22 protein-coding genes are annotated in these 26516 nt (G+C 63.3%); 13 read left to right on the forward strand and 9 right to left on the reverse strand.

The annotated features are described in order from the left end of the window. Positions 1-23: 23 nt before the first annotated feature. Positions 24-3833 carry an ABC transporter ATP-binding protein gene (locus ACFWAD_RS27490; RefSeq protein ID WP_378549586.1) on the forward strand — a complete coding sequence of 1270 codons (3810 nt, stop codon included), beginning with the start codon at positions 24-26 and terminating at the stop codon, positions 3831-3833. A 175-nt stretch (positions 3834-4008) separates the two neighbouring features. Beyond that, complete coding sequence (locus tag ACFWAD_RS27495) at positions 4009-7770, forward strand: multifunctional oxoglutarate decarboxylase/oxoglutarate dehydrogenase thiamine pyrophosphate-binding subunit/dihydrolipoyllysine-residue succinyltransferase subunit (protein WP_378549589.1); 3762 nt, start codon at positions 4009-4011, stop codon at positions 7768-7770. 99 nt (positions 7771-7869) lie between these two features. Here ACFWAD_RS27495 and ACFWAD_RS27500 read toward each other — a convergent pair whose 3' ends face one another. After that, complete coding sequence (locus ACFWAD_RS27500; RefSeq protein ID WP_007736130.1) at positions 7870-8499, reverse strand: TetR/AcrR family transcriptional regulator; 630 nt, start codon at positions 8497-8499, stop codon at positions 7870-7872. 71 nt (positions 8500-8570) lie between these two features. Here ACFWAD_RS27500 and ACFWAD_RS27505 point away from each other — a divergent pair, with 71 nt between their 5' ends. From ACFWAD_RS27505 to ACFWAD_RS27515, 3 genes are read left to right on the forward strand one after another with little or no spacing between them, the layout of a single operon-like run. Next, positions 8571-10145 (forward strand): flavin-containing monooxygenase, encoded by a 1575-nt coding sequence (locus ACFWAD_RS27505; protein WP_378549592.1) that lies wholly within the window; start codon positions 8571-8573, stop codon positions 10143-10145. After that, the gene (locus tag ACFWAD_RS27510; RefSeq protein ID WP_230817421.1) at positions 10142-10972 is read left to right on the forward strand and encodes an SDR family oxidoreductase; all 831 of its coding nucleotides are present in this window, start codon (positions 10142-10144) and stop codon (positions 10970-10972) included. Before ACFWAD_RS27505 ends, ACFWAD_RS27510 begins: the two co-directional genes overlap by 4 nt. A 27-nt stretch (positions 10973-10999) precedes the next feature. Further along, positions 11000-11941 (forward strand): alpha/beta hydrolase fold domain-containing protein, encoded by a 942-nt coding sequence (locus ACFWAD_RS27515; protein ID WP_378549595.1) that lies wholly within the window; start codon positions 11000-11002, stop codon positions 11939-11941. A 78-nt stretch (positions 11942-12019) separates the two neighbouring features. Here the strand turns inward: ACFWAD_RS27515 and ACFWAD_RS27520 are convergent, their stop codons facing one another. Then, the gene (locus ACFWAD_RS27520) at positions 12020-12901 is read right to left on the reverse strand and encodes an ABC transporter substrate-binding protein (RefSeq protein WP_378549598.1); all 882 of its coding nucleotides are present in this window, start codon (positions 12899-12901) and stop codon (positions 12020-12022) included. Positions 12902-13107: 206 nt separating this feature from the next. On the opposite strand from ACFWAD_RS27520, the gene ACFWAD_RS27525 reads away from it, so the two are divergent. The 4 genes from ACFWAD_RS27525 to ACFWAD_RS27540 are packed head-to-tail and all read left to right on the forward strand — an operon-like array spanning position 13108 to position 16570. Then, positions 13108-14046 carry an ABC transporter substrate-binding protein gene (locus ACFWAD_RS27525; RefSeq protein ID WP_317555195.1) on the forward strand — a complete coding sequence of 313 codons (939 nt, stop codon included), beginning with the start codon at positions 13108-13110 and terminating at the stop codon, positions 14044-14046. 4 nt (positions 14047-14050) lie between these two features. Continuing rightward, a complete protein-coding gene (locus ACFWAD_RS27530; RefSeq protein WP_378549602.1) occupies positions 14051-15196 on the forward strand; it encodes an ABC transporter ATP-binding protein in 1146 nt (381 codons plus the stop codon). 4 nt (positions 15197-15200) lie between these two features. Continuing rightward, positions 15201-15884 carry an ABC transporter permease gene (locus tag ACFWAD_RS27535; RefSeq protein WP_378449059.1) on the forward strand — a complete coding sequence of 228 codons (684 nt, stop codon included), beginning with the start codon at positions 15201-15203 and terminating at the stop codon, positions 15882-15884. After that, on the forward strand, positions 15881-16570 hold the full coding sequence (locus tag ACFWAD_RS27540; protein ID WP_095972891.1) for an ABC transporter permease: 690 nt from the start codon (positions 15881-15883) through the stop codon (positions 16568-16570). Before ACFWAD_RS27535 ends, ACFWAD_RS27540 begins: the two co-directional genes overlap by 4 nt. Positions 16571-16642: 72 nt before the next feature. On the opposite strand, the gene ACFWAD_RS27545 is transcribed toward ACFWAD_RS27540, so the two are convergent. From ACFWAD_RS27545 to ACFWAD_RS27560, 4 genes are all read right to left on the reverse strand, one after another. Beyond that, a complete protein-coding gene (locus ACFWAD_RS27545) occupies positions 16643-17836 on the reverse strand; it encodes an NADP-dependent malic enzyme (protein WP_230817414.1) in 1194 nt (397 codons plus the stop codon). Positions 17837-18214: 378 nt separating this feature from the next. After that, on the reverse strand, positions 18215-18601 hold the full coding sequence (locus ACFWAD_RS27550) for a hypothetical protein (RefSeq protein ID WP_378549605.1): 387 nt from the start codon (positions 18599-18601) through the stop codon (positions 18215-18217). 3 nt (positions 18602-18604) lie between these two features. Then, entirely contained in the window at positions 18605-19216 is a 612-nt protein-coding gene (locus ACFWAD_RS27555) for a MarC family protein (protein WP_283301436.1), read from the reverse strand. Beyond that, on the reverse strand, positions 19216-20070 hold the full coding sequence (locus tag ACFWAD_RS27560; protein ID WP_378549608.1) for a PHP domain-containing protein: 855 nt from the start codon (positions 20068-20070) through the stop codon (positions 19216-19218). The genes ACFWAD_RS27555 and ACFWAD_RS27560 overlap by 1 nt, the downstream gene beginning before the upstream one ends. A gap of 169 nt (positions 20071-20239) precedes the next feature. Here ACFWAD_RS27560 and ACFWAD_RS27565 point away from each other — a divergent pair, with 169 nt between their 5' ends. Together ACFWAD_RS27565 and ACFWAD_RS27570 are read left to right on the forward strand one after the other, a co-directional pair. After that, the gene (locus ACFWAD_RS27565; protein WP_003945070.1) at positions 20240-21310 is read left to right on the forward strand and encodes a magnesium and cobalt transport protein CorA; all 1071 of its coding nucleotides are present in this window, start codon (positions 20240-20242) and stop codon (positions 21308-21310) included. A 134-nt stretch (positions 21311-21444) separates the two neighbouring features. Continuing rightward, complete coding sequence (locus ACFWAD_RS27570) at positions 21445-21891, forward strand: SRPBCC family protein (RefSeq protein ID WP_378539194.1); 447 nt, start codon at positions 21445-21447, stop codon at positions 21889-21891. A 25-nt stretch (positions 21892-21916) separates the two neighbouring features. On the opposite strand, the gene ACFWAD_RS27575 is transcribed toward ACFWAD_RS27570, so the two are convergent. After that, a complete protein-coding gene (locus ACFWAD_RS27575) occupies positions 21917-22501 on the reverse strand; it encodes a suppressor of fused domain protein (RefSeq protein WP_219466400.1) in 585 nt (194 codons plus the stop codon). Positions 22502-22572: 71 nt separating this feature from the next. Here ACFWAD_RS27575 and ACFWAD_RS27580 point away from each other — a divergent pair, with 71 nt between their 5' ends. Further along, the gene (locus ACFWAD_RS27580) at positions 22573-23271 is read left to right on the forward strand and encodes a metallophosphoesterase (protein ID WP_378549611.1); all 699 of its coding nucleotides are present in this window, start codon (positions 22573-22575) and stop codon (positions 23269-23271) included. After that, positions 23261-24124: a hypothetical protein gene (locus ACFWAD_RS27585; protein WP_003945080.1), complete on the forward strand. Its 864-nt coding sequence runs from the start codon at positions 23261-23263 to the stop codon at positions 24122-24124. Before ACFWAD_RS27580 ends, ACFWAD_RS27585 begins: the two co-directional genes overlap by 11 nt. Here ACFWAD_RS27585 and ACFWAD_RS27590 read toward each other — a convergent pair. Together ACFWAD_RS27590 and ACFWAD_RS27595 are read right to left on the reverse strand one after the other, a co-directional pair. After that, the gene (locus ACFWAD_RS27590; protein WP_378549614.1) at positions 24117-25220 is read right to left on the reverse strand and encodes a winged helix DNA-binding domain-containing protein; all 1104 of its coding nucleotides are present in this window, start codon (positions 25218-25220) and stop codon (positions 24117-24119) included. The genes ACFWAD_RS27585 and ACFWAD_RS27590 overlap by 8 nt on opposite strands. Before the next feature lie 10 nt (positions 25221-25230). Then, positions 25231-26496: a sensor histidine kinase gene (locus tag ACFWAD_RS27595; RefSeq protein WP_378549617.1), complete on the reverse strand. Its 1266-nt coding sequence runs from the start codon at positions 26494-26496 to the stop codon at positions 25231-25233. Between the last annotated feature and the right edge of the window lie 20 nt (positions 26497-26516).

Genomic DNA, 26516 nt, shown 5'->3' on the forward strand with positions numbered 1-26516 from the left:
GGCCGGGTCTACCGTGGATCTCGATGAACACGATCAACACGGACAGTCCGGTAGCTGGAGACGTGGATCGAGCTCCGGGCTGGATCCGCCGCTTGGCCCACGCATGCTGGTTGCACCGCAGAGTTGCCATCGGCGCGCTACTCGTCACCGTCATCGCTTCTGCGATCGACATCTCGTTTCCGCTCCTGACCCGCTATGCGCTCGACGCCGCCGGCCAGGAGAACCCTGGCAAGGTGATCGGCTTCGTCGCCTTGGCGATCGCGTTGCTCGCGATTGTCCGCTTCGCGTGCCAGTACGGCCGGCGGATGCTGGCCGGCCGACTCTCGCTCGACGTTCAACACGACTTGCGACTTGCACTCCTCGGCTCACTGCAACGCCTCGACGGACGGGGGCAGGATCAGATCCGCACTGGCCAGGTGGTCTCCCGGTCCATCACCGATCTACAACTCGTCCAGGGTTTGCTTGCGATGGTGCCGATGTCGGCGGGTGCACTCCTGCAATTCGTGCTCGCGATCGGCATCATGGCATGGCTCTCACCGCTGCTGACTCTCGTCGCCGTCGCCGTCATCCCCGCCGTAGGACTCGTGGTGTTCCTGATGCGCCCGATGCTGTTCGCCGCAACGTGGTCCGCACAGCAGCGGGCAGCCGACCTCGCCCAACACGTCGAGGAAACCGTCACGGGCGTTCGCGTCGTCAAGGGATTCGGGCAGGAACAACGAGCCGTCGACCAGCTCGAAAAGCACAGTCGCACGCTGTACTCGGAGCGGCTTCGCGCCGCGTGGTTGAACGCAAAATTCGCGCCGACCATGGCCGCCTTGCCCCAGCTCGGGCAGGTGGGTGTGATCGCCCTCGGTGGGTATCTCGCGCTACACGACAAGATCACTGTGGGAACGTTTCTCGCGTTCGCCACCTACATCGTCACGATGACCGGAGTCACCCGAACACTGTCGTCGGTCATCGTCATGGCGCAGCTGGCGCGCGCCGCTGTCGAGCGTGTCTACGACGTCATCAACGCGCAGCCAGACATCGCCGATCCTGACCATCCGGTGGACCTGCCCGACGGTCCGCTCGGAGTCACCTTCGAAGACGTCGCTTTCGGGTTCGACACCGAACGCGATGTCCTGACCGGGCTGAACCTTCGCATAGAACCGGGCGAGACCGTCGCCGTCGTAGGGCCGGCTGCGTCGGGGAAGACCGCCTTGTCTTTGCTTCTCCCCCGGTTCTACGCGCCGACATCGGGTCAGGTCAGCGTCGATACCGCCGGCGAGACGTTCCCCATCGCCGAACTGCGCACCGAACAGTTGCGTGCCGCCGTCAGCCTGGTCTTCGACGAGCCATTCCTGTTCTCCGACACCATTGCCGCCAACATCGCACTCGGCCGCGAGGACGCCTCCGTCGAGGAGATCCGTGCCGCCGCGGCTTTAGCACAGGCAGACGCCTTCATCGAGGCACTCCCGGACGGGTACGACACCGTCGTCGGCGAACGCGGCCTGACGCTGTCGGGTGGACAGCGTCAGCGCATCGCGCTTGCCAGAGCCCTGCTGGTCGACCCGAGGATCCTGGTCCTCGACGACGCGACCTCCGCGGTGGACGCGGCAACCGAAGCCGCGATCTTCGACGCGTTCCGAGCCAGACGGCGGCAGACCACCCTGATCCTCGCCCACCGGCGATCCACCCTGACGCTGGCGGACCGAGTTGCGGTACTCGACGGCGGACGGATCATCGACTCCGGAACCGTGGACGAACTGGAAGCACGATGTCCGCTCTTTCGGGCCCTGTTCTCCTCGCCACCGGAACTACCAGCCGAACTCGACGAGGCCGACCCCGATGCCTTCGGTCGTGACCACCGCGAGCCGACAACCGCGCAGTTGTGGCCGCAGGCACCTGAATCCGAAGCCGACAACACCACCAGTGCCTCGCAGGGTGCAGGCGGTCCGATGGCCGGAGCGCTCAGCGGAATCGCAGTGACGCCGTCCTTACGGGCGGCAGTCGATGCTCTTCCACCCGCTCGCGAAGATCCCGGAGTCGCACCCGAAAGTCTGCGCGAATCGAATCCGCACTTCTCACTCCGACAGATCCTGAGGCCGGTTCGCTGGGTTCTGCTGGCAGTAGTCGCATGTCTCGCTCTGGACTCCGCCGCAGCGATCGCCTTCCCCTCCCTCGTCAGATATGCGATCGACCACGGGGTCCTGACCGCGGACAGCAACACGCTCTGGATCGCGACGGCTTTCGGCGCGCTCCTGGTCGCCGCAGACTGGGTTGTCGTCGCGGTCATGACGGTGCTCACCGCCAGGGCAGGCGAACGCGTGTTGTTCGAACTCCGCGTCCGCAGCTACGCACACCTGCAGCGGCTGGGCCTCGACTACTACGAACGAGAACTGTCCGGGCGCATCATGACGCGCATGACCACCGACGTCGACGCGCTCTCGTCGTTCATCCAGACCGGCATGTCGACGGCGATCGTGAGCGTCCTGACAGTCGGCGGAATTTCGATCGCGCTCCTGGCGACCGACGTGACGCTCGGTCTGGTGGCGCTGGCCGTCATCCCACCGCTCGTGGTTGCAACCGTGATCTTCCGCAAGATCTCCTCGGTTGCCTACAGCCAGTCCCGCGAGCGGATCTCGCTCGTCAACGCCGACTTCCAGGAGAACATCGCCGGCTTGCGAGCGGCGCAGGCATACCGCCGCGAGGAAGGTGCGGCGCGCAGGTTCGCAGAACGCTCCGAGAGCTACCGCCGATCGCGGATGCGGTCGCAGCGAGCCATCTCGATCTACTTCCCGTTCATCTCGTTCTTGTCCGACCTCGCGTTGGCCGCGGTCGTGTTCGTCGGCGCGCACCAGATCGCCAACGGGTCGACGTCGCCCGGCGTGCTGATCGCGTTCGTGCTCTACCTCGGTCTGCTGTTCGGACCGATTCAGCAACTCTCACAAGTGTTCGATGGTTACCAACAGGCAAACGTCGGATTGCAGCGAATCGGCGACCTGCTGCGCACTCGAAGTTCGATCGAGACTGCCGACAGCGAGGATCTGATCGCGATCTCCGGACGGCTCGACGGAGCCGTCCATCTCGACGGGGTCGGGTTCCGGTACTCGGGTGCGGACGTCGACGCCCTCTCCGATTTCGATCTGCAGATTCCGCCCGGCACGACGGTTGCCCTCGTCGGCAGAACCGGTGCCGGTAAGTCCACGGTGGTGAAGTTGCTCGCCCGCTTCTACGACCCGACGTCTGGATCCGTCGACGTGGACGGAACCGACATCCGGAACTTCCACCTCTCGCAGTACCGACGTCGCCTCGGCGTAGTACCGCAAGAAGCGCATCTGTTCACCGGCACGGTCGCCGACAACATCGCGTACGGGAGGCCGTCCGCGTCGCACGCGGAGATCGAGGAAGCGGCGCGTTCCGTCGGCGCACTGAATTCGATAGCCGACATGCGTGGAGGCATGAATCATCCCGTCGGCGAGCGCGGCCAGGGGCTCTCGGCGGGCCAACGCCAACTCATCGCATTGGCCCGTGCCGAACTGGTCGACCCGGACCTTCTGCTCCTCGACGAGGCGACCGCGACGCTCGATCCCGCGACCGAACGAATGGTGCTCGAAGCAAGTCGGTCGGTCACCCGGAAACGGACTTCCGTCGTCGTAGCTCACCGCCTCGCGACAGCTGCCCGAGCGGACCTCGTTGTCGTAGTTGACCGGGGACGTATCGTTGAATACGGCCCGCACGATGTTCTGCGGTATGCCGGTGGTCACTACTCGGGACTCTGGGATGCATCGCAGGCGCGTGAGGGGAATAATCTGACGTCGAGAACTGTCATCGAAGGCAACCCCGTCGCGTGACAGTCGGCACGGATTTGTACCGCCGAGAGGTAGTGCGCGATCGCAAGATCACGGACTTCCGTGAGACAGCTCACAAATTGTGTGCCGCACAATTGCTCGTCACACGCTCGGGCTAATCTCACATATATAGGCGCTCTGATCGGGTACCGAAATAGAAACGAGGCGAACACCTGCCGTGAGCAGCAGTTCTACATCCCAATTCGGACAGAACCAGTGGCTGGTTGACGAGATGTACCAACGCTTCCAGGACGATCCGTCGTCCGTGGATCCCAGTTGGCACGAATTCTTGACCGATTACTCGCCGGACTCGGCGAACACGGGAGGTGGAAACGGGACTGCCTCGAACGGCAACGCGGCTGCACCCGCCGCTGTTGTAGCTCCGCCTGCTGCTCCCAAGGCCACGCCTCCCGCCCCCAAGACCGCACCTCCTGCGCCGCCTGCCAAGGCGGCCGCACCGGCCCCCGCGAAGACGGCAGCGCCCGCCGCCAAGGCCGCCCCTTCCAAGCCCGCAGCAGCCAAGCCCGCGGCCGCTCCTGCGAAGCCCGCCCCTGCCGGTGGAGCCGAGGAAACCAAGGTTCTCCGCGGTGCCGCAGCCGCAGTCGTCAAGAACATGTCGCTCTCGCTCGAGATCCCGACAGCAACCAGCGTGCGTGCCATCCCCGCGAAGCTGATGTTCGACAACCGCATCGTCATCAACAACCACCTCGCACGTACTCGTGGCGGCAAGATCTCGTTCACCCACCTCCTGGGTTACGCGATCATCCAGGCAGTCAACGCGTTCCCCAACATGAACCGGCACTTCGCCGAAATCGACGGCAAGCCGAACGCGGTCACGCCCGAGCACACCAATCTCGGACTCGCGATCGACCTTCCCGGCAAGGACGGCAACCGCTCACTGGTAGTTGCCGCCATCCGGAACACCGAGTCGATGAACTTCGTCCAGTTCCACGCGGCATACGAGGACATCGTCCGCCGTGCCCGCGAAGGCAAGCTCACCGGCGAAGACTTCACCGGCGTCACCATCTCGCTGACCAACCCGGGCGGCATCGGCACGGTTCACTCCGTTCCCCGCCTGATGAAGGGTCAGGGCGCCATCATCGGCGCCGGCGCGATGGAATACCCCGCCGAGTTCCAGGGCGCCAGCGACGAGAAGCTGGCCGAGATGGGCGTCGGCAAGCTGATGACTCTCACCTCGACCTACGATCACCGCATCATCCAGGGTGCCGAGTCGGGCGATTTCCTGCGCACGATCCACAACCTGCTGATCAGCGACGAGTTCTACGACGAGATCTTCCACGCGCTCGGCAACCCGTACGAGCCGGTGCGTTGGCGCAAGGACGTGCCGGAAGGCGCCGTCGACAAGAACACCCGTGTTCTCGAACTGATCGCTGCATACCGTGACCGCGGCCACCTCATGGCCGACACGGACCCGTTGCAGTTCGTCAAGGACAAGTTCCACAGCCACCCCGACCTCGACGTCATCAGCCACGGCCTGACGTTGTGGGATCTGGACCGCGAGTTCAAGGTCGGCGGCTTCCACGGCCAAGAGAAGATGAAGCTGCGCGACGTGTTGAGCGTGCTGCGCGACGCGTACTGCCGCCACGTCGGCGTCGAGTACACGCACATCCTCGAAACGGATCAGCGTCAGTGGATCCAGGACCGCGTCGAGGGCCATCACGCCAAGCCTTCGGTCGCTCAGCAGAAGTACATCCTGAGCAAGCTCAACGCGGCCGAGGCCTTCGAGACGTTCTTGCAGACCAAGTACGTCGGCCAGAAGCGCTTCTCGCTCGAGGGCGCCGAAGCCGTCATCCCGATGATGGACGCCGTGATCGACCAGGCCGCCGAGCACCAGCTCGACGAGGTCGTCATCGGTATGCCGCACCGTGGCCGACTCAACGTGCTGGCCAACATCGTCGGCAAGCCGTACTCCAAGATCTTCACGGAGTTCGAGGGCAACATGAACCCGGCAGCCGCTCACGGCTCCGGTGACGTGAAGTACCACTTGGGTGCCAGCGGAACGTACATCCAGATGTTCGGTGACAACGACATCGCTGTCTCACTGACCGCAAACCCGTCGCACCTCGAGGCCGTCGACCCGGTTCTCGAAGGCCTGGTTCGCGCCAAGCAGGACATCCTCGACAAGGGCGAAGAAGGCTTCACCGTCCTGCCGCTCATGCTGCACGGCGACGCTGCATTCGCCGGTCAGGGTGTTGTCGCCGAGACGCTCAACCTCTCGCTGCTGCGCGGTTACCGCACCGGCGGCACCGTGCACATCGTCGTGAACAACCAGGTCGGCTTCACCACCGCACCGGAACATTCACGTTCGTCCGAGTACTGCACCGACGTCGCGAAGATGATCGCCGCACCGGTCTTCCACGTCAACGGCGACGACCCCGAGGCTTGTGTCTGGGTTGCTCAGCTGGCCGTCGACTTCCGTGAGAAGTTCGGCAAGGACGTTGTCATCGACCTCATCTGCTACCGCCGCCGCGGTCACAACGAGGGCGACGACCCGTCGATGACTCAGCCGGCCATGTACGACGTCATCGACACCAAGCGCAGCGTTCGTAAGAGCTACACCGAGTCCCTCATCGGTCGCGGTGACATCTCGCTCAAGGAAGCCGAAGACGCACTTCGCGACTACCAGGGCCAGCTCGAACGGGTCTTCAACGAGGTCCGTGAACTCGAGAAGTTCCAGCCCGAACCGTCCGAGTCGGTCGAACTCGACCAGACTCCGCCGGCCCGCCTCACGACGGCTGTCGCTCCCGAGGTTCTCGAGCGCATCGGCGACGCGTTCGTCAACGTCCCCGAGGGCTTCACCGTGCACCCGCGCGTCAAGCCGGTTGCCGAGAAGCGTCGCGAGATGGCTCGTGACGGACACGTCGACTGGGCGTTCGCCGAGTTGCTCGCGTTCGGCTCGTTGGCCGAGCAGGGTGCTTTGATCCGCCTCGCGGGTCAGGACTCCAAGCGAGGAACGTTCACGCAGCGCCACTCGGTTCTCATCGACCGCAAGACCGGCAACGAGTACAGCCCGATCGCCAAGATCGCGGCAGACGCCGAAAACGGCGGCAAGTTCATGGTCTACGACTCCGCACTCACCGAGTACGCAGGCCTGGGCTTCGAGTACGGCTACTCGGTCGGCAACCCCGACGCCCTCGTCCTGTGGGAAGCGCAGTTCGGTGACTTCGTCAACGGCGCGCAGACCATCATCGACGAGTTCATCTCTTCGGGCGAGGCCAAGTGGGGTCAGCTCTCGGACGTCGTGCTGCTCCTGCCGCACGGTCACGAGGGTCAGGGTCCGGACCACACCTCCGGCCGTATCGAGCGTTTCCTTCAGCTGTGTGCAGAAGGCTCGATGACCGTTGCGGTTCCGTCGACTCCGGCCAGCTACTTCCACCTGCTGCGTCGCCATCACCTCGACGGCATCCGCCGTCCGTTGGTGGTCTTCACGCCCAAGTCGATGTTGCGTAACAAGGCTGCAGTCAGCAACGTCGAGGACTTCACGACGGGCAAGTTCCGTTCGGTCTTCGAGGAGCCTGCATTCGAGAGCGGCGAAAGCGCCCGCGAATCGGTCAAGCGGGTTCTGCTGGTCAGCGGCAAGCTGTACTGGGAGCTCCTGGCGAAGAAGCACAAGGACGAGCGCGACGACATCGCCATCGTGCGTATGGAGCAGCTGTACCCCGTTCCGAAGCGTCGCCTCAAGGAGACCCTGGACCGTTACCCGAATGCGGATCAGTTCCGTTGGGTCCAGGAGGAGCCCGCGAACCAGGGTGCGTGGCCGTTCCTCGGACTGGCACTGCCGGATCTTCTGCCGGAGACCTTGACCGGTATCAAGCGCATCTCGCGTCGTCCGATGTCCGCTCCCTCCTCGGGATCGAGCAAGGTGCACGCGGTGGAGCAGCAGGAGATCTTGGACGAGGCGTTCCTGCCGACCAACTGAACGGTGGCATTCCTGCCGACCAACTGATCTCAGTAATTTGACCAGGGCCGGGCCCCACATTCCGCAAGGAGTGTGGGGCCCGGCCTTTTTGCAGACATGTCAATTCGATTGCAGCAGACCCAGATCCGGCCCGGCATCGAAGCCGACGGCAGCCAGTGCCAACGCAGGCAACGACTGAACGGTCAGGTCGATCAGTTCCTCGCGGGTGATGGCGGGCGCGCGGAGCCAACTGATGGTGGCTTCCTCGACAAACGCGATCCAACCGCGAACGGCCAACTCCACCTGAGGCGTTCGAGTCAGGCCGATCTTCGGGAGCTGATCGAGGGTCCTCTTCGCCATGATGTCGCGGGTCTGCTCGAACACCTCGCGCATCTGCGGATCCCCGCTGGCGGTCCCGCGGAGCAGTGAGACGTAGGTATTGCGGTTCTCGGTCACGTAGTCGACATACGACGCCAGCACCGAGCGGAGGGTGAGCATCGGATCGTCCGATTCGCTCGGCTCGGTGCGCTGAAGCATCTGCTCACTGCTGTGTCGGACGATGGCCAGATGGAACTCGCTTTTCGACGCGAAGTAGTGGAACAGAAGCCCACGAGATACTCCCGCTTGATCGGCGATGTCCTCGACGGAAATCTGTTCGAGCGGCCGTTCGGCCAGCATGCGTGCGCCGAGGTCGATCAGTTGAGCTCGGCGTTGCGCAGGGTCGAGTCGCGTTCGCTTTACTGCGTCCATGCCCAATAGACTACTGAATATTCGTCAATAAGCTATTGACCGTGACTCAATAAAGGCATATCGTTCCCTACATGAGTCTTCCAGTTACAGATACCTCAGCACCTGCCGCGGATACTCGCCACGTCGGCACACTGATCATCGGCAGTGGTTTCGCCGGTCTCGGTGCGGCGATCAAACTGGCACAGGCCGGCATCACCGACTACGTCGTTCTCGAGCGCGGCAACGACGTCGGCGGAACCTGGCGTGACAACAGCTACCCGGGCGCCGCGTGTGACGTGCCGTCGCATTTGTACTCGTACTCTTTTGCACTCAATCCGGAGTGGACGCGTTCCTTCTCCACTCAGCCCGAGATCTACAAGTACATCCAGTCGGTGGCCAACCGCCACAAGGTGCTCGACAAGCACATCTTCGGCTGCGACGTACTCTCCGCCCGTTGGGACGAGGCGTCTGCTCGGTGGCATGTCAGCACCAACAAGGGCGAATTTGTCGCAAAGATCGTGGTCTCGGCCGTCGGCGCACTGTGTGAGCCTTCACTTCCGGACATCAAGGGCATCGACGGCTTCAAGGGCGAGATCTTCCACTCCTCGCGTTGGAACCATGACGCCGATCTGACGGGCAAGCGCGTGGCCGTCATCGGAACCGGCGCCTCCGCCATCCAGATCGTGCCCGCCATCGGCAAAAAGGTCGCACATCTCGACGTGTACCAGCGCACCGCGCCGTGGATCCTGCCCCGTGCAGACCGCGAGTACACCAAGATCGAGCACCTCGCGTTCAAGTACCTCCCCGGCTTCCAGAAGCTGTGCCGTACCGGCATCTACTGGATGCGCGAGACGCAGGTCGTCGGCCTGGCCAAGGCGCCGGTGTTCATGAAGCCACTGCAGTTCGCCGCCGAGCGTCACCTGAAAGCTCAGATCAAGGACAAGGACCTCCGTAAGAAGGTCATGCCCAACTTCCAGATCGGCTGCAAGCGCATGCTGATCTCGAACAACTACTTCCCCACCCTCGCCCAGGACAATGTCGATCTGGTGACCGAAGGCATCGAGGAGGTCACCGCCAACGGGATCGTCTCGAAGACCGGCACCACGCGCGAGATCGATGCAATCGTCGTGGCGACCGGCTTCCACGTCACCGACTCCCCCACCTTCGCGGGAATCTTCGGCAAGGACGGGCGTTCGCTCGCCGAGGTCTTCGAAGAGACCGGCATGCAGGGATACAAGGGCGCGGCAGTGGCCAACTTCCCCAACATGTTCTTCCTCGTCGGACCCAACACCGGCCTCGGACATTCGTCGATGGTCTTCATGATCGAGTCGCAAATCAACTACTTGGTCGACGCGATCGCCACCATCGACAAGTACGACATCGGCACCATCGAGGTGCGCAAGGACAAGCAGGACAAGTACAACAAGGACCTGCAGGCAGCTATGTCCAAGAGCGTGTGGAACAACGGCGGTTGCGCCAGTTGGTACATGGACAAGCACGGAAACAACACCACCCTGTGGCCGGGCTTCACCTTCCAGTTCCGCAATGCCACCAAGCATTTCGACCTCGCGGCATACCGCAGCGTCGCCACGTCGGATCTCGGCGCCGTCGGCACCGCGACCACTTCACAGATCGACCTCGACGACGAGAAGGCAGTAGCACAATGAGTGATTTTGCAGGCAAGGTCGTAGTCATCACCGGAGCGGGATCGGGCATCGGTCGCGCACTCGCACTGAACCTGGCCGGCCAGGGTGCCAAGTTGGCAATTTCCGACGTGGACACCGTGGGTCTGGCCGAGACGAAGCGTCTGGTGGAGGCCATCGGCGCCGAGGTGAAGTCGGACCATCTCGACGTCACCCAGCGCGAAGCGGTTCTCGAGTACGCAGACGCGGTTGTCGCCCATTTCGGCAAGGTCAACCAGATCTACAACAACGCCGGAATCGCGTACCACGGCACCTTCGAGAAGTCCGAGTTCAAAGACTTCGAGCGCGTCATGGACGTCGACTTCTGGGGAGTTGTCAACGGCACCAAGGCATTCCTCCCCCACGTCATCGCCTCCGGCGACGGGCACATCGTCAACGTGTCGAGCCTCTTCGGTCTGCTGTCGATGCCGGGTCAGAGCGCCTACAACTCGGCTAAATTCGCCGTTCGCGGCTTCACCGAGTCGCTTCGCCAGGAAATGCTGATCGCCAAGCACCCCGTGAAGGTGACCTGTGTGCACCCGGGCGGAATCAAGACGGCCATCGCGCGCAACGCCACCGCAGGCCCGGGCGAAGATCTTGCGGTCTTCTCCGAGTTCTTCGACCGCAAGCTCGCGCGTACTACTCCGGAGGACGCCGCCAAGACGATCGTCAACGGCGTTCGCAAGAGCAAGCCGCGCGTTCTCATCGGCATGGACGCAATCGCACTCGACGCCTGGGTTCGCCTCGTAGGATCGGGCTACCAGCGCATCGTCTCGATCGTCGCCGGCCGAATGATGCCCAAGTCCAGCTGAGATTTTTCAGAGTCAGGAGCCCTGCCGGTGAGCACGTTCACCCTTCCGCTGCCCGTGGTCGCATTCTTGTTGAAGCCGTACTTCCGTCTGGCTTTCAACTCGCGACTGCCGTACCGGATTCAGCGTCTGTTGCTCGAGGCCGGGGCACCGCTACAGCAGGTTCCAGCGGGCGCCGTCGTGCGCCCGCTGGAGCTCGCCTGCCGACCGGCGGAGAAGATCACCGTCGGCGCAACCGAGCGCCCCACCGCAGTTCTGTACCTGCACGGCGGGGCGTACACACTGGGTTCGCTGGCCACCCACCGTTCTCTCGCAGCGCATCTCGCGCGTGAATCGTCCAGTGCGGTCTTCACCTTGGACTACCGTCTCGCACCGGAGAACCCGTATCCCGCCGCGCTCGACGACGCGGTCTCCGCCTTCATGCAGTTGGTGACCGAGTTCGACTATTCCGAAGACCGCGTTGCCATCGCGGGCGATTCGGCCGGTGGCGGTTTGGCCGCCGCGACCGCTCTGCGTCTGATCGAACGTCACGGTGTGACCCCGGGTGCGCTTGCACTGATCTCACCGTGGGTCGATCCCGGCGATCGGGGTGCCACCAAGAAGGCCGACCTGGTGGTCAACACGGCGTGGTCCTTCGATGCCGCCGACGCTTACCTTGCCGGCGGCGATCGCACAGATCCGGGCTACGCACCGATGCACGGCAAGCTCGACGGGTTGCCGCCCACCAAGATTCACGTCGGTTCCGAAGAAGTTCTCTATCCGCAGATCATGACGTTCACCGACAAGCTCTCCGCTGCCGGCGTCGATGTGTCCCTGGTCGAGTACGCAAGACTGTGGCACGTGGCCCACGCACAGGCGTCACTGGTCAAGGAAGCAGCAGACGCCGTCGCCGATCTGGGCCGCTTCATCGCATCGAAACTGATTCGTGCCAAGGATGATTCGAGTTCAGCGGTGGGATCGAGCTCTCACTGACGGGTGTGCCACTCCGTTGCTGTTACTGACGGGTGCCCCACTCCGTCCATGTCACTGACGGGTCCCACTCCGTTCCTGTTATTGACGGGTGTCCCACCAGGTGCGGGCGACGTCCGAGGCTGATGCCTTGCCGGTCCGCACCTGATCGATCATCGCAGCGAGGTCGGTGGTGGACAGTTCACCGGCCACGACGCTGAGCGCCTTGATCGCCGAGTCTCCGAGTGCGCCCGTCCGAAAGAGCGGAACGACATTCTGTGCGGCCAGAACGTGATTCGAATCAGCGAGCACCGTGACGGCATCGGACTGCGCCAGCGCTGACAGCGTCGTGGTTCCGAATACTTGCGCACCGCGCACGTCCGCCGATGTTGTCTGATCGATGCCGGCGAAGACACACTCGGCGCCCTCCGCCAACTGCTCCACCGCCCCGTCCTCGACGAATCTCGCAGAGACGAGCGGCGTCGCCGCGGCGCACGAAGGGGCAAAGGCTTCGATTGTCTTCGCTCCCAACGACTGTGCGTATGCGGTGTCGAGCGCAACGACCGCGCGGTCTTCGGCCATCGCGTAGTCGGAGACCGAAAGGCCCTCAGGCAGAGAGCGACTCAAGGCTTCGAAGACGTCGTCCGCCTTGCGAGCCGGGGCGGACGGGTCGTAATGATCGAGTAGCGCGCCGGTGAACTCGGGCACCAACGTGACCCTCGCAGCGTCCAGAGCCTCGAGGGATTGGTTCCTGCCCCCTCCCAGCGATTCGACGCGAGCCGACAGGCCGGAGGAGGAGAGCACTGTCGAATACACCTCGGCCAACACCGAACTCTCCACCGATGCGTCAGCGGCCACCACGATCTGGTCACGAGACTCCGCTTCGGCGCCCTCTACCACCGAATCACCGTTTGCGCATCCGCTGAGAATCGGCAGGACCATCAGTGCTGCAACAACAGTCGAATACTTCGTGCGCGTGCTCATCACCGAAATCCTCACATCCAATCCCATGGATCGAAAACCGTGCCATGTCGGTACCTATCGTTACACTTGTCGGGCGATGCGCGGTAACCAGTCCTGACGCAGCCACTCGGTGGCGGCGCCGTCGAAGCCACTCGGGTGGCTTCGCCACAAGGGGATGGTTACCGACGCCCGAAACACGGGACGCCCGAAAAACCGGAAGGACGCTCATGCGCACCTCACGATTTCGTTCCAACCGTTGGCTCGTAGCCGCGGCAACTGTCGTCTCTCTCACTGCGCTCACAGCGTGCGGTAGCAGCGACGGTGACTCCAACAGCGATCCCAACTCGGTCGTCGTCGGCTCCGCCAACTTCACCGAATCCGAGACGATCGCCAACATCTACGCCGAAGCACTGCGTGTCAACGGGTTCGATGTGTCCACGTCGTTCAACGTCGGCAGCCGTGAGGCGTACATTCCGGCGCTCAAGGACGGGTCCATCAGCGTCATTCCGGATTACACGGGAAACCTCCTGCAGTACTTGGATCCCGACAGCACAGCCACCAGCTCCGCTGACGTCCTCGCTGCCCTTCCCGCAGCTCTCGGGTCGGAATTGGCGATTGCGACACCCGCGTCCGCCGAGGACAAGGACGCCGTCGTCGTCACCAAGGAAACCGCGGACAAGTGGAACCTGAAGACGATCGCCGATCTGGCTCCGCATTCCGCCGAGGTCAAGTTCGGTGCTCCGGCCGAGTTCCAGGAACGTCCAGCCGGATTGCCCGGTTTGAAGTCCAACTACGGCCTCGACATCTCGGCTGCCAACTTCGTCCCGATCGCCGACGGCGGTGGACCGGCAACCGTGAAGGCTCTCTCGTCCGGTGACATCACCGCGGCAAACATCTTCACGACGTCGGCCTCCATCCCGGAAAACAACTTCGTGGTTCTCGAAGACCCGAAGAACAATTTCCCGGCTCAGAACGTGGTGCCGGTGCTGCGTGCCTCGAAGTCTTCCGACAAGTTGAAGACGGTCCTCGATGCGGTGTCCGCCAAGCTCACCACCGAAGAATTGTTGGCACTCAACGTCCAGGTGTCCGGTGACACCAAGACGGAGCCGGCAGCGGCGGCCAAGGCGTGGGTGACGGCGCAGGGCCTCGACAAGCCGGTCTCGTAGTCACGTGATCACCTTCGAGGGTGTCACCAAGCAGTATCCGGACGGCACCACCGCCGTCGACCGTCTCGATCTCACCATCGAGGCCGAGTCGTTCACGGTGTTCGTGGGGCCGTCCGGGTGCGGCAAGACGACGTCGATGCGCATGATCAACCGGATGATCGCACCGACGTCGGGCAAGATCTTCGTCGACGGTCGTGACATCGCCCAGACCGACGCGGTGAAACTGCGCCTCGGCATCGGGTATGTCATTCAGAATGCCGGCCTGCTTCCCCACCGCACCGTGATCGACAACGTCGCAACGGTTCCGGTGCTACGCGGTGAGTCCCGCCGCGCCGCACGTAAAGCCGCGTTGGGTGTGCTCGAACGAGTCGGACTGGACATTTCACTTGCCACTCGCTATCCCGGGCAACTCTCGGGTGGGCAGCAGCAACGTGTGGGAGTTGCCCGCGCTTTGGCAGCCGATCCGCCGATCCTGTTGATGGACGAGCCCTTCAGTGCCGTCGATCCTGTGGTGCGTGAGGATTTGCAGACCGAAATGCTCCGTCTGCAAAGCGAACTGAAGAAGACGATCGTCTTTGTCACCCACGACATCGACGAAGCAGTCAAACTCGGCGATCATATTGCCGTCTTCGGTCCCGGTGGGCGTCTTCAGCAGGTGGCGGCGCCTCGCGACGTGTTGGCCGCTCCGGCAACAGATTTTGTCGCCGGATTCGTCGGACGCGATCGCGGCTATCGGGGATTGTCGTTCCGCGCTGCCGACGAGGTTCCTCTTCACCCGGTCCGTACGGCCGTCGAGAACGAATTGAAGGCTCTGCGTCTCGAATTGGGCGAATGGGTTCTCGTGGTCACGGACAGCGGAAGCCCCCAGGGATGGATCGACGTGACCGGCGTCGAAGGTCTGCGCTCGGGACGCACCCTTGCTCAGTCGACGTCGGCCGGTGGTTCGCTGTTCTCCCCCGGCGGCGATCTCCGTCAAGCACTCGACGCGGCAATCTCGTCGCCTTCCGGTATCGGCGTTGCGGTCGACGGCGAGGGTTCGGTCATCGGCGGGATCCTCGGTTCCGAAGTCGTTGCGAAATTGGCAGATCAGCGTCGACGCGAGGACGAGGAACGCAACCGAGTCGCCTTCACCGAGGGATTCGGGGCGTAGCGGCATGCGCTGGCTCATCGACAATTTCTCGACGGTTGTGGACTACTCGAAGACCCATCTGTATCTGGCGCTGCTGCCCTTGCTGATCGGTCTCCTGATTGCCGTGCCGGTAGGAACAGCGATCCGCAACGTCCGGTGGCTGCGCCGAATCACGTTGACCCTGGCGAGTATCGCGTTCACGATTCCGTCGCTCGCGCTGTTCGTGACAATCCCCCAGTTGTTCGGTCTCAAGACCCTTGATCCGCTCAACGTGGTGATCGCACTCAGCGTGTACGCGACGGCACTGCTCATCCGGGCTGTGCCCGAAGCACTCGACTCGGTGCCGGACAACGTCATCGACGCCTCCACCGCCGTCGGGTTCACACCGCTACGACGCGCCCTGACGGTCGAGTTGCCGTTGGCGCTGCCGGTGATGATCGCGAACATCAGAGTTATTGCCGTTACCAACATTTCGCTGGTTTCGGTCGGATCACTGATCGGAATCGGCGGTCTGGGAGTGCTGTTCAAACAGGGCTACGACCGTGACTACCCGGATCAGATCGTTGCCGGCATCATCGCGATCGTCGTGCTGGCACTGGCGCTCGATCTGATCCTGTATCTGATCGGCCGATTCCTGACCCCGTGGACCAGGACGTCGCGCTCGTCGAAGGTTCCGGCCGTCCTGTCAGCCGAGGGGGAACCCGTATGAGCATCTTCACCGGAGCCTGGGACTTCATCGTCGATCCCGGAAACTGGAGCGGCGACACCGGTATCGGCACCCGCATTCTCCAGCACCTGTGGTACAGCGTTCTGGCCGTGGCACTTTCGGCCGTGATCGCGGTACCGATCGGATTGCTCATCGGGCATCTGCGCCGCGGTGAGATCGTGGTCGTCAGTCTGGTCAACGCACTGCGGTCACTGCCCACACTCGGCCTGCTGACCTTCCTCGTTCTGCTCATGGGACTCGGAGTCATGCCGCCGATTCTCGCGCTCGTGATCCTCGGCATTCCTCCGCTCCTCGCCGGCACGTACGCCGGAATCGCCAGCGTCGACCGTGGCGTCGTCGAGGCCGCGCGAGCGATGGGCATGACCGAGCTCCAGGTGCTCTTCCGAGTCGAGATTCCCAACGCGCTCCCGCTGATTCTCGGCGGACTGCGTAACGCGACGCTGCAGGTGATAGCCACAGCGACCGTCGCCGCCTACGTCAACCTCGGCGGCCTCGGCCGGTACATCTTCGACGGTCTCGCGCTCTACAAGTACGACCGCGTGGTCGTCGGCGCAATCCTGGTCGCGGTGGTGGCTCTTGTCGTCGACGGTTTACTGGCACTGGTGGTCTGGGCTTCCGTTCCCGGTACCGGCAGGCTGCGTCGAACACCCGACCTCGCCCGTCTGTAGCTCGGATACCCACGAAAAAGCCCCGATCGGAACCTTGTGTGCGGGTTCCGATCGGGGCTTTCGTAGTCCCTCTTAGCTGGTCACGCCCTCAGCATGCGCTGCGGCCGCGACGGCTTCCGCTACTGCGGGTGCCACGCGAGGGTCGAGTGGGCTGGGGACGATTTTGTCCGCTGCCAACTCGTCGCCGACCACCGACAGGATTGCCTCGGCGGCAGCGAGCTTCATACCTTCGGTGATGCGACGGGCGCCGGCGTCGAGCGCGCCCTTGAAGACACCGGGGAAGGCGAGAACGTTGTTGATCTGGTTCGGGAAATCGCTACGGCCCGTCGCCACGATCGCCGCGTACTTCGACGCGGTTTCGGGGTGAATCTCCGGGTCCGGGTTGGAGAGTGCGAATACGATCGACTCGGGAGCCATCGAAGCGATGAGCTCCTCGGGGATCTTGCCTGCCGAGACACCGAGGAAGACGTCGGCACCTTCGAGCGCCTCGATGGCACCACCGTGCAGGTCGCGCGGATTGGTGCGGGCCGCGAGTTCTGCCTTCACCTCGTTGAGGTCACTGCGCTCACCCGAGATGATGCCCTTCGAGTCCAGCACGATGACGTCGGCGATTCCCGCCGCGAGCAGGATGTTCGCGCAGGCAACACCAGCAGCACCGGCGCCGGAGATGACGACCTTGAGTGCGGTGATGTCGCGGCTCTGGACCTTCACTGCGCCCTTGAGCGCCGCGAGGACCACGATCGCGGTTCCGTGCTGATCGTCGTGCATGACAGGGCAGTCGAGAGCTTCGATGACGCGCTTCTCGATCTCGAAGCAACGCGGCGCCGAGATGTCCTCGAGGTTGACCGCGCCGAAGCTCGGACGCAGACGGATGAGCGTCTCGACGATCTCGTCGGGATCCTTGGTATCGAGAACCAGCGGAATGGAGTTCAGTCCGGCGAAGTTCTTGAACAGTGCCGACTTACCCTCCATGACGGGCAGCGACGCGCGGGGGCCGATGTCGCCGAGCCCGAGAACCGCGGTGCCGTCACTGACCACGACGACGAGTCGGTTGGTCCAGGTGTATCGATCGGCAAGGGTTTCGTCGGCAGCGATGGCGCGGCTCACCTGAGCAACACCCGGCGTATAGGCGATCGAGAGGGCGCGCTGCGTATCGAGCGGCGCGGTGGTCTCGACCGAGAGCTTGCCACCGACGTGAGCGGCAAAGATTTCTTCGTCGGTCAGCTCGACCTTGGGTACGTTGATGGCTTCAGTCACGAGGGACACGATGACACTCCTGATTAGTCCAGCCTCATTCGGGGCTGGGTTACTGGGAAGTAATCCTTCGGACCGGTGCAAAATCACGTTCACAACGGTCAGAGATCATTTCTTCCGCGAACGACTACTGAGAAGAAGAGCATTCGGCGTGCGCGAGAAAGTGGGCCGCAATACATCCGAAGCGTCATGGTGTGGGGCGGGTGAGCCCTGGCGTATCCATGCAATCTAGGTTCCGGGAGAGATTCTGACGAAACCTGCACTTCGGGGCCGGGCTGTGGCGCCGCCTCGAAGTAACTCCAGTTTGCCACCAGAGTCGGATCACAATCAAATCCTCCAAGCGGTCGGATTCCTCACCACACTCGAAACCGAGCCGTCATCCCCGCCGTGTCATCCCCACCACTGCGTCACCAACAACAGCCCCGCCACCACGAGCACGACCACCGATCCGGCAACCGCCGCGATACCCCGCCTACGGTCACACCAGATCTGCGCGGCAAGAGCAACCACCGAGGCCACAATGTGCGCGGTGATCGATGTCGTTCCCGGCCCCGGGAATCCGCGGTTTCCGCCCAGATATGCCGAGCCGATGGTCACGAGCGTCAAGACCACGATCCCGGCCGCCACGGTGCCGCTCAGGGCACGTAGAGCACGGACCAGCAGCCATTGACGATTGTCGGCGGGATAATGGCTGTAGTCGTCTTCGTACTGATAGTCCTGATAATCCTGGTACTGGTATTCGTCCTCGTACCTGTCGTACCGGTCGTCGTATGTCATCTCTTACGCTCCCGCGACGAATCCGCGGACTGATTCCGCAATGAGTTGAACCGCAATAGCGGCGAGCAGAAGACCCGCGATGCGTGCCAGCAGGCTGATGCCGCCCTCGCCCAGTATCCGGATCAGTGCCGTCGAGAACCGCAGGACCACGAACAGCACGAGGTGAATGGACAAAATCGCCAGCGCGATCGCCAGGTACGACCCCGCTTCACCGTCGGCTTGGGCGACAAAGACGATGACGGCTGCAATCGCACCGGGACCGGCCATCATCGGCGTCCCCAATGGAACGAGTGCGACGTTGACGTCGTCGGCTCCCTGCGGCCGGTTGGAGGCCTTGCCGGTCAGCAGTTCGAGTGCGATGAGCAACAGCAGCAGACCGCCTGCGCCCTGCAAAGCCGGTATGCCGATGTGGAGGTAGTTGAGAATCGCCTGACCGCCGATGGCAAAGACCGAGATGACCGCAAGCGAGACGGCCGGGGCCTGCCATGCCGCCCGGTTGCGATCTTCACGGCTCTTGCGGCCGACCAGTGACAAGAACACCGGAATGACTCCGGGTGGATCCATGATCACGAACAGCGTGATGAACACGGTGAGGTAGAGCGTGGTGTCGAGCATCAGCGCCCCAGTACCTCCACGCCGGTGGCGGCCGAGACGAGTTTGTCGAACTCGGCCTCGTCCGTGAGTTCGTCGCCGAGTCCGATCGTCTTGTTCTCACCGTGATAGTCCGAGGATCCGGTGACTGCCAGTCCGAGGTCGCCGGCCAGGCGCCTCAAGACGTCGCGATCGTCGCTGCGATGGTCCGGGTGATCGACTTCGAGACCCCCGAGACCCAATGCCGCCAGATCACGGATGTGGTCGAGTGCAAGCAGTCCGCCGCGCGACCGCGCCCGTCCGTGCGCAAGGACGGTCACTCCCCCGGCCGCTGCCACCAGTTCGACGGCGTACTCGAGCGGAGTGTCGTACTTGGGCACGTCGTATCGCCCGCGACTGGACAACAGGTCAGAGAAGGCTTCGCTGATGCTCGACACCACGCCGGCTCGCATCAGGGCCGCTGCGACGTGCGGGCGTCCGACGGACGGACCGGCGTCAGCCAAGATCTGATCGGGATCGACGGGCAGACCGTCGCGCGCCATCATGGTCGTCATCACCCGGATGCGTTCGACGCGTTCGGCGCGCAGTCGCTCACGTTCTTTTGCGAATTCGGGGTGCGTCGGATCGAACAGGTACGCAAGCAGATGTACAGCGACCGGCCAACCACGCTCACCTCGACCTTCACACGACATCTCCATTCCACGAACCAGGCTGACGCCGGCCGGCAAGGCCTGCGCCGCCTCGGCCCAGCCCGAAGTCGTGTCGTGATCGGTGATGGCGACGACGTCGAGTCCGGCGTCGGCTGCGGCGCGCATGAGGGCAGCCGGGGTGTCGGTGCCGTCCGATGCGTTGGAGTGGGTGTGAAGGTCTATTCGCACTGTTCCAGTGTGTCAGCAATCGGCAACTTCATCGCGCTCCGGTGGGCGAGCCGGAAGCTGACGTACGATTACGCCGCAGCGGCAGCGCAATTCGATCAGGTGTCGCTGTAGTGCCGTTCCCCTGCCGTTCCACTGCATTACAGACCGAGAAGGAGCGAGCGTGCCAACCATGCCGTCACTGCCGAATTGGTCGAACGGCAAATCGACGCAAGCGGATGCGCCCAAGATCCCCGTTCCTGCTGCCCGCGCGATCGTCGACTGCGCGGTCTACGTGGACGGCGTGCGGTTGCCGGGCAAATACACGCACCGCGCTGCGTTGGCCGAGGTTCGTAGTCGCGACAACGCGTTCGTCTGGGTGGGCATGCACGCTCCCGACGAAGGTCAGATGCAAGATGTCGCAGCAACTTTCGGACTCCACGAGCTGATGGTCGAGGATGCCGTCCATGCACACGAGCGCCCGAAACTCGAACGCTACGACGACGTCATGTTCCTGGTGCTGCGCACGGTCGTCTACGTGCCGCACGAGTCCGTCGCGACGGCGAGCGAGATCGTCGAAACCGGTGAGATCATGGTGTTTGTCGGTCCTGACTTCGTGGTGACCGTCCGCCACGGGGATCACTCCGAACTGGCGAGCGTGCGCAAGTCACTCGAGCAGAACCCCGAGCGCCTCACCATGGGCCCGTTCGCGGTGTTGCACGCGATCACCGACCACGTCGTCGACAGCTATCTCTCCGTCATTCAGCTGGTCGAACAGGACGTCGACAGCATGGAAGAGTTGGTATTCAACCCGCGAAACACCGTTGCGGTCGAGCACATCTACCTGCTCAAACGTGAAATCGTCGAACTACGACGCTCGGTCACTCCACTCGGATTGCCACTGCTCCAACTCACCCAGCCCGCGGGCGGTCTCGTCCCGAAGGAGATCCGCCGGTACTTTCGTGACGTCCGCGATCACCACACGATCGTGTCCGAACGCATCTCGGAATACGACGAGGTGTTGAGCTCTCTGGTCGATGCCGCGCTCGCAAAGATCGCGGTGCAGCAGAACACCGACATGCGCAAGATCTCCGCGTGGGTCGCCATCGCCGCCGTGCCGACCGGCGTTGCCGGAATTTACGGAATGAACTTCGAGAATATGCCGGAACTCGGCTACAAATACGGCTATCAGTCCATCCTGTTTCTCATCGCTTCGGTATGCGTCGGCTTGTTCTTTCTCTTCCGTCGCAACAACTGGCTGTGAACAACTCCTTCTGACTCCCTGTACTTGCCACCGTCGCAGGCGGACAATGGATATGGGTACGCATTTTCATTCCGTTCCCGAAATCCATTTTGCGACAAGCAAATTCAGACCCAAGGAGAAGTGGAGGAACAACCATGCCTACAGTCGAGCAATCCGTAGAGATCGCGTTGCCACCCAAAGACGTCTGGGAGTACCTGTCCGTCGCCGAGAATTGGCCCAATTGGGAAAACTCGATGGTCGAATGCACACAGATCACCGACGGCCCGATGGGCGTGGGAAGCCGCTGGCACGGCGTCTCGCGAATTCTGGGCAAGCGTCTCGAGTGGACATCCGAATTCACCGAGTACGACGCACCGAGATCGTCGAAATCGACGTCCGTCGAAAGTCCGGTCAGCTTCTCGCAAACCACAACCTGCGAAGAAGTCGGTGACGGCACTCGGGTCACCTACCGACTCGACAGCGAAAGCGGACTCGGCGGTGTATTCGGCAAGATGGCCGACCCGATCGTCACGAAAGCATTTTCACGGACGGTTCGGGTAAGTCTCGAGAACTTGGCAGACATCCTCGTGCACGCCGAATGATCTGACGGACGAAGCGCCAGCGCAGCTAGAGCGAGGCGGCGGAACGGTGCGGATCGCGGATGTCGATCCCCGCCTCGGTCCACGCTTCCCGCAGCGCCTCTGCGCCGCGCAGACGCACCCAGGCGGCTTCGGTACCGGTGAGGGGGACCACGCCGAGGAAGCGCACCGGATCGAACGGCTCCGGCAGCGTCAGGTCTTCGATCCCGCTGTCACCGAGAAGCACCGCCGTGAACGCAGTGTCCTTCCAGAGCGGCTCGCCCAGGTCCAGTAGCGCGTCTTCGAGCAGCACGACGCCTTCGACGGAGGGTGCGGCAGCCAGCACAGCGAGAGTCCTGGCCACACCCGACGCGATACCCGTTCCTCCGCGCAGGGTGAGCACCAACTCGGCGCGGGGTCCGCGCGTGGGGTCTGCGACCAGTTCGTTGGGGTCGCCCATCGGATGACGCGAGCAACCGAGGGTGATGTAGCGGACCAGGCCGTCGGGTGATTCGAAACGCAGCACGTCCAGCGGTTCGACGCCCAGGAACGTCACCGAGGCAGCCGCGGGCTCCGGCCCCTCGATGCTGCTGACGAGATGGGCCCGGACGGAAGATACGACACTGTCTGACACTCGTCCATCTAAACACCGTGCCCTCGAGGTTCGCAGCGCAGATACCTGGCGCTGGCGGTAGCGTCGTCGAAATGGTCTCCGTTCTTGCTGTCAGCGACGAGACCGTCGAATACCTGTGGAGCAGTCAGGTTCGTTCGCTCGGAGTCGACGTGATCCTCGGTGCGGGCGATCTGCCGTTTGCCTATCTCGAGTACCTGTCGGATCAACTGAACGCGCCTTGCGTGTTCGTTCCCGGAAACCACGACGTCGATCTGTCCGGATACTCGAACAAGAGATCGGGTTGGATGCGGGCGGGCATGCCCGCGCAGTGGCCAGGGCCCACCGGCGCGGTCAACGCCGACGGACGCATCGTGACCGTCGCCGGTCTGCGGATCGCGGGCCTCGGCGGTTCCATCCGATACAACACCGGCCCCAATCAGTGGTCCGAGCGCCAGCAGAGCCGACGCGCTCGCTCGCTCACCTGGCGAAACGCCTGGCAATCGCGGCTTTCCGGCAGCCGGGCAGGCGTGGATGTGCTGCTCACCCACAGCCCCGTCCGTGGCGTCGGCGACGCCGAGGATCGACCACATCGAGGGTTCGAATGCCTCACGCCGTTGATTCACAACCTCGATCCGACGGTCATGATCCACGGACACATCCATCCGCACGGGCGAACACCTCTCGATCAGGAGGTGGGCCGGACTATCGTGCTCAATACCGTCGGCTTCACGCTGATGGAGATTTCCCCAGGTACTCCGCCGACGATCGTGAGGCGCCGACATGGCTCGTGACACCGGTTTTCCCACAGCCGACGCGGAAAACGACTTTGCTCGTCAGCGTCGACGCGCCGACGTGGCACGTCTGGTCAGTTGGCTACGACGCGAACCGGACGACGTCAACGCGATCCTGCCGTTCGACGAGGTTGTCGCCGCTCTCGGCAAGGTCGGCGAGAAGTCTCTGGGTCTGCAGGTCGTCACCATCGAATCGATCGTCGGAAGTGTCGACCGCACAGGCGATTTCGACAGGTACTTCCGACCGACGTCAACTCACTCTCGTGCTCGTTGGGAACGACTTGCCGTGGCCCAACGACGCGGTGAATCGGTGCCACCTGTGCAGCTGTACCGCGTCGGCTCCATGCACTTCGTGATCGACGGACACCACCGAGTGTCCATCGCGTGTGCGATGCACCAGAAAACCATCGACGCGTACGTCACCGAGATCATCACGCGTATCTCACCGGAAGGCATCACTCAGCGCGCCGATCTGCTCATCAAGGACCATCGCCGCCTCTTCCTCACCCGCGTTCCGCTGCAGGGCTCTCAACGCGAAGCCGTGCAAGTCACGGACCCGTGGGAGTACGCCGAACTCAGTGAGTGCGTGGAGGCCTGGGGTTTTCGCCTCATGCAGGAGAAGGGCGAGTTTCTCGGCCGGGACACCGTCGCTCGCCGCTGGTTCGGTGAGGAGTTTCTCCCCGTCGTGCGAATGCTGCGGGGCGCCGACATGTTGCCCGAGCACACCGATGCCGAGGCGTACCTGTGGATCGCACGGGAGCGGTACCGGTTGGTGCGGCGCCACATGTGGAACGACGAGATCGTGGCCGAACTGCGCGATCGAGCACCCCGAAAGCACAAGCCCGCTACGTAGATACAGTGAAGTGAACCTCGCGGTTCGGGATCTTCGGGTGCATGAACGTCAGCAACGAACGCGCTTCTTTCTCGATAGACGCGAGGGCGGTCTTCGGTTGCTGCGCAAACAGAGTCGCACCCAACTCGACCGTCTCCTTTTCCGGCGTCACCGTCGCAAATCCCACCACCTTCCCGCGCACCAGGATGGCGGGCTTGATGATGCCGTTCACGGTGAAGACGCGAGTTCGGTACTGCTCGTCCATGATTCGAGAGCGGTCGGCGTGCGAGAGCAAGATGTTGTCGAACGGTGCAAGTATGCGAACCGGGGGTGTTCCGGAGGTCGGTCGTGGCGCGTCCGGCAGGTCGAACACCTCGGCCCCATTCTCGTTGACAAAGGTGACCAAGCCGGGTCGTAGCCGCTCGAATACTTCGGCGAGTCTGGTCAGACCCGACCACGCTTGGGCGTCCTTCACGCTCGCGGGGCCGAACGCGGCCAGGTAACGCAGCACCAGTGTGTCGGGCACCGGAATCGAATCCACTTCTGCGCCCAGCCAATTCTCCAACGTCGTCAGCGCCGGTGCGCCGGATTGTCCCCACAACCCTCGCGGCGGAACCTGCACCATCGGCAACAGTCCGCGAACTCCATGTGCCAACCCTTCTGGCGCGTGGCCGGGAAAACGCTCCGCCAGTAGAGGCCTCATCTGCATTTGGGTAAGCGGCCCGTCCGCTACCAGGTCCCGTCCCGCCTGCGCGAGAGCGTCGAGATCCAACCCGGTGAGCGCCGCACGCTGAGTGCTGTTGGTGTGGAGATCGCGTTCCATGATCGTCTGAACCGTGGCCCGGAAGCGGCCCGCATCCGCGGCAGAGAGGGCAAAGACCGTGCCCCGCATGGCAACCAGCCGCACCACCTGGCGCTTCTCCACAAGGGTGGAGAGGTCTTCTGCCGCAAAGTTCTTCAGCCGCGCCCACAGTGCCAGATAGGGAGGCGTCGGCGCTTGCGCTTGCAGACCTGCCAGGTGCTCGATCGCATCCAAGGCGCTGACCTCGGCGCGCCGCAGGAGGAGTTGCCTCGCCAGTGTCGCCAGGTTGAGCTCGCGATCGGTGATCAGCGTCATCGACAATTCCTCAGCGATCGTGGTCGAATTCGGTGACGATCTGGAACGGTATCTCGACTCGCGCGAGGGTTCCGGACTCTTCACCCGGCCCGACCGAGAACGAGCCGCCCGCGGCAACCGCCCGCAGCTCGTGCGAGAGCAGCCCTATGTGGCCGGCAGCTCGTCGTTCGGCAATCCGATCGGCGCTGATCCCCCGACCGTCGTCCGAGACCACCAGCACCGCACGGTGGTCCAGTCGTGCGAGCTCGATCCGAACACTGTGCGCACCGGCATGTTTGACGACGTTGGCCAGCAGCTCTCGTGCGGCGCCGAACAGAACGTCGTCCGCGGACGTGCGCAGATCGTCGTTCCAGCCCGAAGTGTCGACGTCGACCACCACTCCGCCGCGTCCCTGCGCCGATCGCGCGAGGTCCCCGATTGCGCGGGCAAGACCCACGTGAACAAGGACAGTGGGATGCAACTCCGAGACGGAGGATCTCAGCAGCGTCGTCGCTTCACCGAGCGCTTTCGCGGCTCGCGCCAAGGCGACAGGTTCCGCACTGTCGGCCAATTCGTCGAGATCCATCCGCGCCGCTAGGACGTACTGCAGCGCCCCGTCGTGTAATTGCTCCGACAGTTCCGTGCGCTCACGCTGCTCGAGCCCCATGAGCTCGGCCAGAAGACTCGTTCGATGGCCGACGAGTTGTCCGATGGTCAGCACGCGTGATCGTTGAATCCGAGTCAATCCGACGGCGCCGGCGCCCACTCCGACCAATGCCATGGTGCTCAACAGAATCGATGGCCACGGCTCGGAGTTCGAAGTCATCGTTGCCCAACTGGAAACAAAGAACACACCGATCGTGCAGGCCACGACGCCGACACACACGTCGGTCCGCAGTTGTGTACACGCCAGGACCGGAATGACGAAGAGCCCGTTGCTCAGGATGTCGGCGGTCCAACTCTGCTCGGCTGCGAGACCGGTCAGCAGTGTCAAAGTTGCGAGCACAGCGAGGTCGACGAACAACCCGAGCCAGATCATCGTCACCGGGCCGGTGCCGCCCCTGCGGATCCACAAAGCCACCGCTGCCGACCAGAGGGCGTACGCGCCCAAGATGGCAAAACACCATCCCGCGTCGTTCATGGGCGGGACGAAGATCAATGTCAGGGCGATGAACAGCACCAGAGCGCCGCGCACCGCCAACTGGAGGTACGCACCACGGTATGCATGTTCGCGCAGTATCCGTTCGAGGTCCGGGCCGCCGGGTAGGTGTTCGGTTCGTACCGAGGATCCGTTCATGTGTCCTCCTGTGCCGCCCA

Origin of the sequence: Rhodococcus sp. NPDC059969, assembly GCF_042738325.1 — a bacterium.
Taxonomy (GTDB): domain Bacteria; phylum Actinomycetota; class Actinomycetes; order Mycobacteriales; family Mycobacteriaceae; genus Rhodococcus_F.

Excerpts from the sequence above, each read along its gene's own strand:
- ACFWAD_RS27555 (WP_283301436.1), bottom strand. The coding sequence starts at position 19,216 with ATGCTCGACACCACGCTCTACCTCACCGTGTTCATCACGCTGTTCGTG.
- ACFWAD_RS27535 (WP_378449059.1), top strand. The coding sequence starts at position 15,201 with ATGCGCTGGCTCATCGACAATTTCTCGACGGTTGTGGACTACTCGAAG.
- ACFWAD_RS27520 (WP_378549598.1), bottom strand. The coding sequence starts at position 12,901 with ATGAGCACGCGCACGAAGTATTCGACTGTTGTTGCAGCACTGATGGTC.
- ACFWAD_RS27510 (WP_230817421.1), top strand. The coding sequence starts at position 10,142 with ATGAGTGATTTTGCAGGCAAGGTCGTAGTCATCACCGGAGCGGGATCG.
- ACFWAD_RS27585 (WP_003945080.1), top strand. The coding sequence starts at position 23,261 with ATGGCTCGTGACACCGGTTTTCCCACAGCCGACGCGGAAAACGACTTT.
- ACFWAD_RS27525 (WP_317555195.1), top strand. The coding sequence starts at position 13,108 with ATGCGCACCTCACGATTTCGTTCCAACCGTTGGCTCGTAGCCGCGGCA.
- ACFWAD_RS27550 (WP_378549605.1), bottom strand. The coding sequence starts at position 18,601 with ATGACATACGACGACCGGTACGACAGGTACGAGGACGAATACCAGTAC.
- ACFWAD_RS27500 (WP_007736130.1), bottom strand. The coding sequence starts at position 8,499 with ATGGACGCAGTAAAGCGAACGCGACTCGACCCTGCGCAACGCCGAGCT.
- ACFWAD_RS27590 (WP_378549614.1), bottom strand. The coding sequence starts at position 25,220 with ATGACGCTGATCACCGATCGCGAGCTCAACCTGGCGACACTGGCGAGG.
- ACFWAD_RS27540 (WP_095972891.1), top strand. The coding sequence starts at position 15,881 with ATGAGCATCTTCACCGGAGCCTGGGACTTCATCGTCGATCCCGGAAAC.
- ACFWAD_RS27565 (WP_003945070.1), top strand. The coding sequence starts at position 20,240 with ATGCCGTCACTGCCGAATTGGTCGAACGGCAAATCGACGCAAGCGGAT.
- ACFWAD_RS27580 (WP_378549611.1), top strand. The coding sequence starts at position 22,573 with ATGGTCTCCGTTCTTGCTGTCAGCGACGAGACCGTCGAATACCTGTGG.
- ACFWAD_RS27490 (WP_378549586.1), top strand. The coding sequence starts at position 24 with ATGAACACGATCAACACGGACAGTCCGGTAGCTGGAGACGTGGATCGA.
- ACFWAD_RS27595 (WP_378549617.1), bottom strand. The coding sequence starts at position 26,496 with ATGAACGGATCCTCGGTACGAACCGAACACCTACCCGGCGGCCCGGAC.
- ACFWAD_RS27505 (WP_378549592.1), top strand. The coding sequence starts at position 8,571 with ATGAGTCTTCCAGTTACAGATACCTCAGCACCTGCCGCGGATACTCGC.
- ACFWAD_RS27570 (WP_378539194.1), top strand. The coding sequence starts at position 21,445 with ATGCCTACAGTCGAGCAATCCGTAGAGATCGCGTTGCCACCCAAAGAC.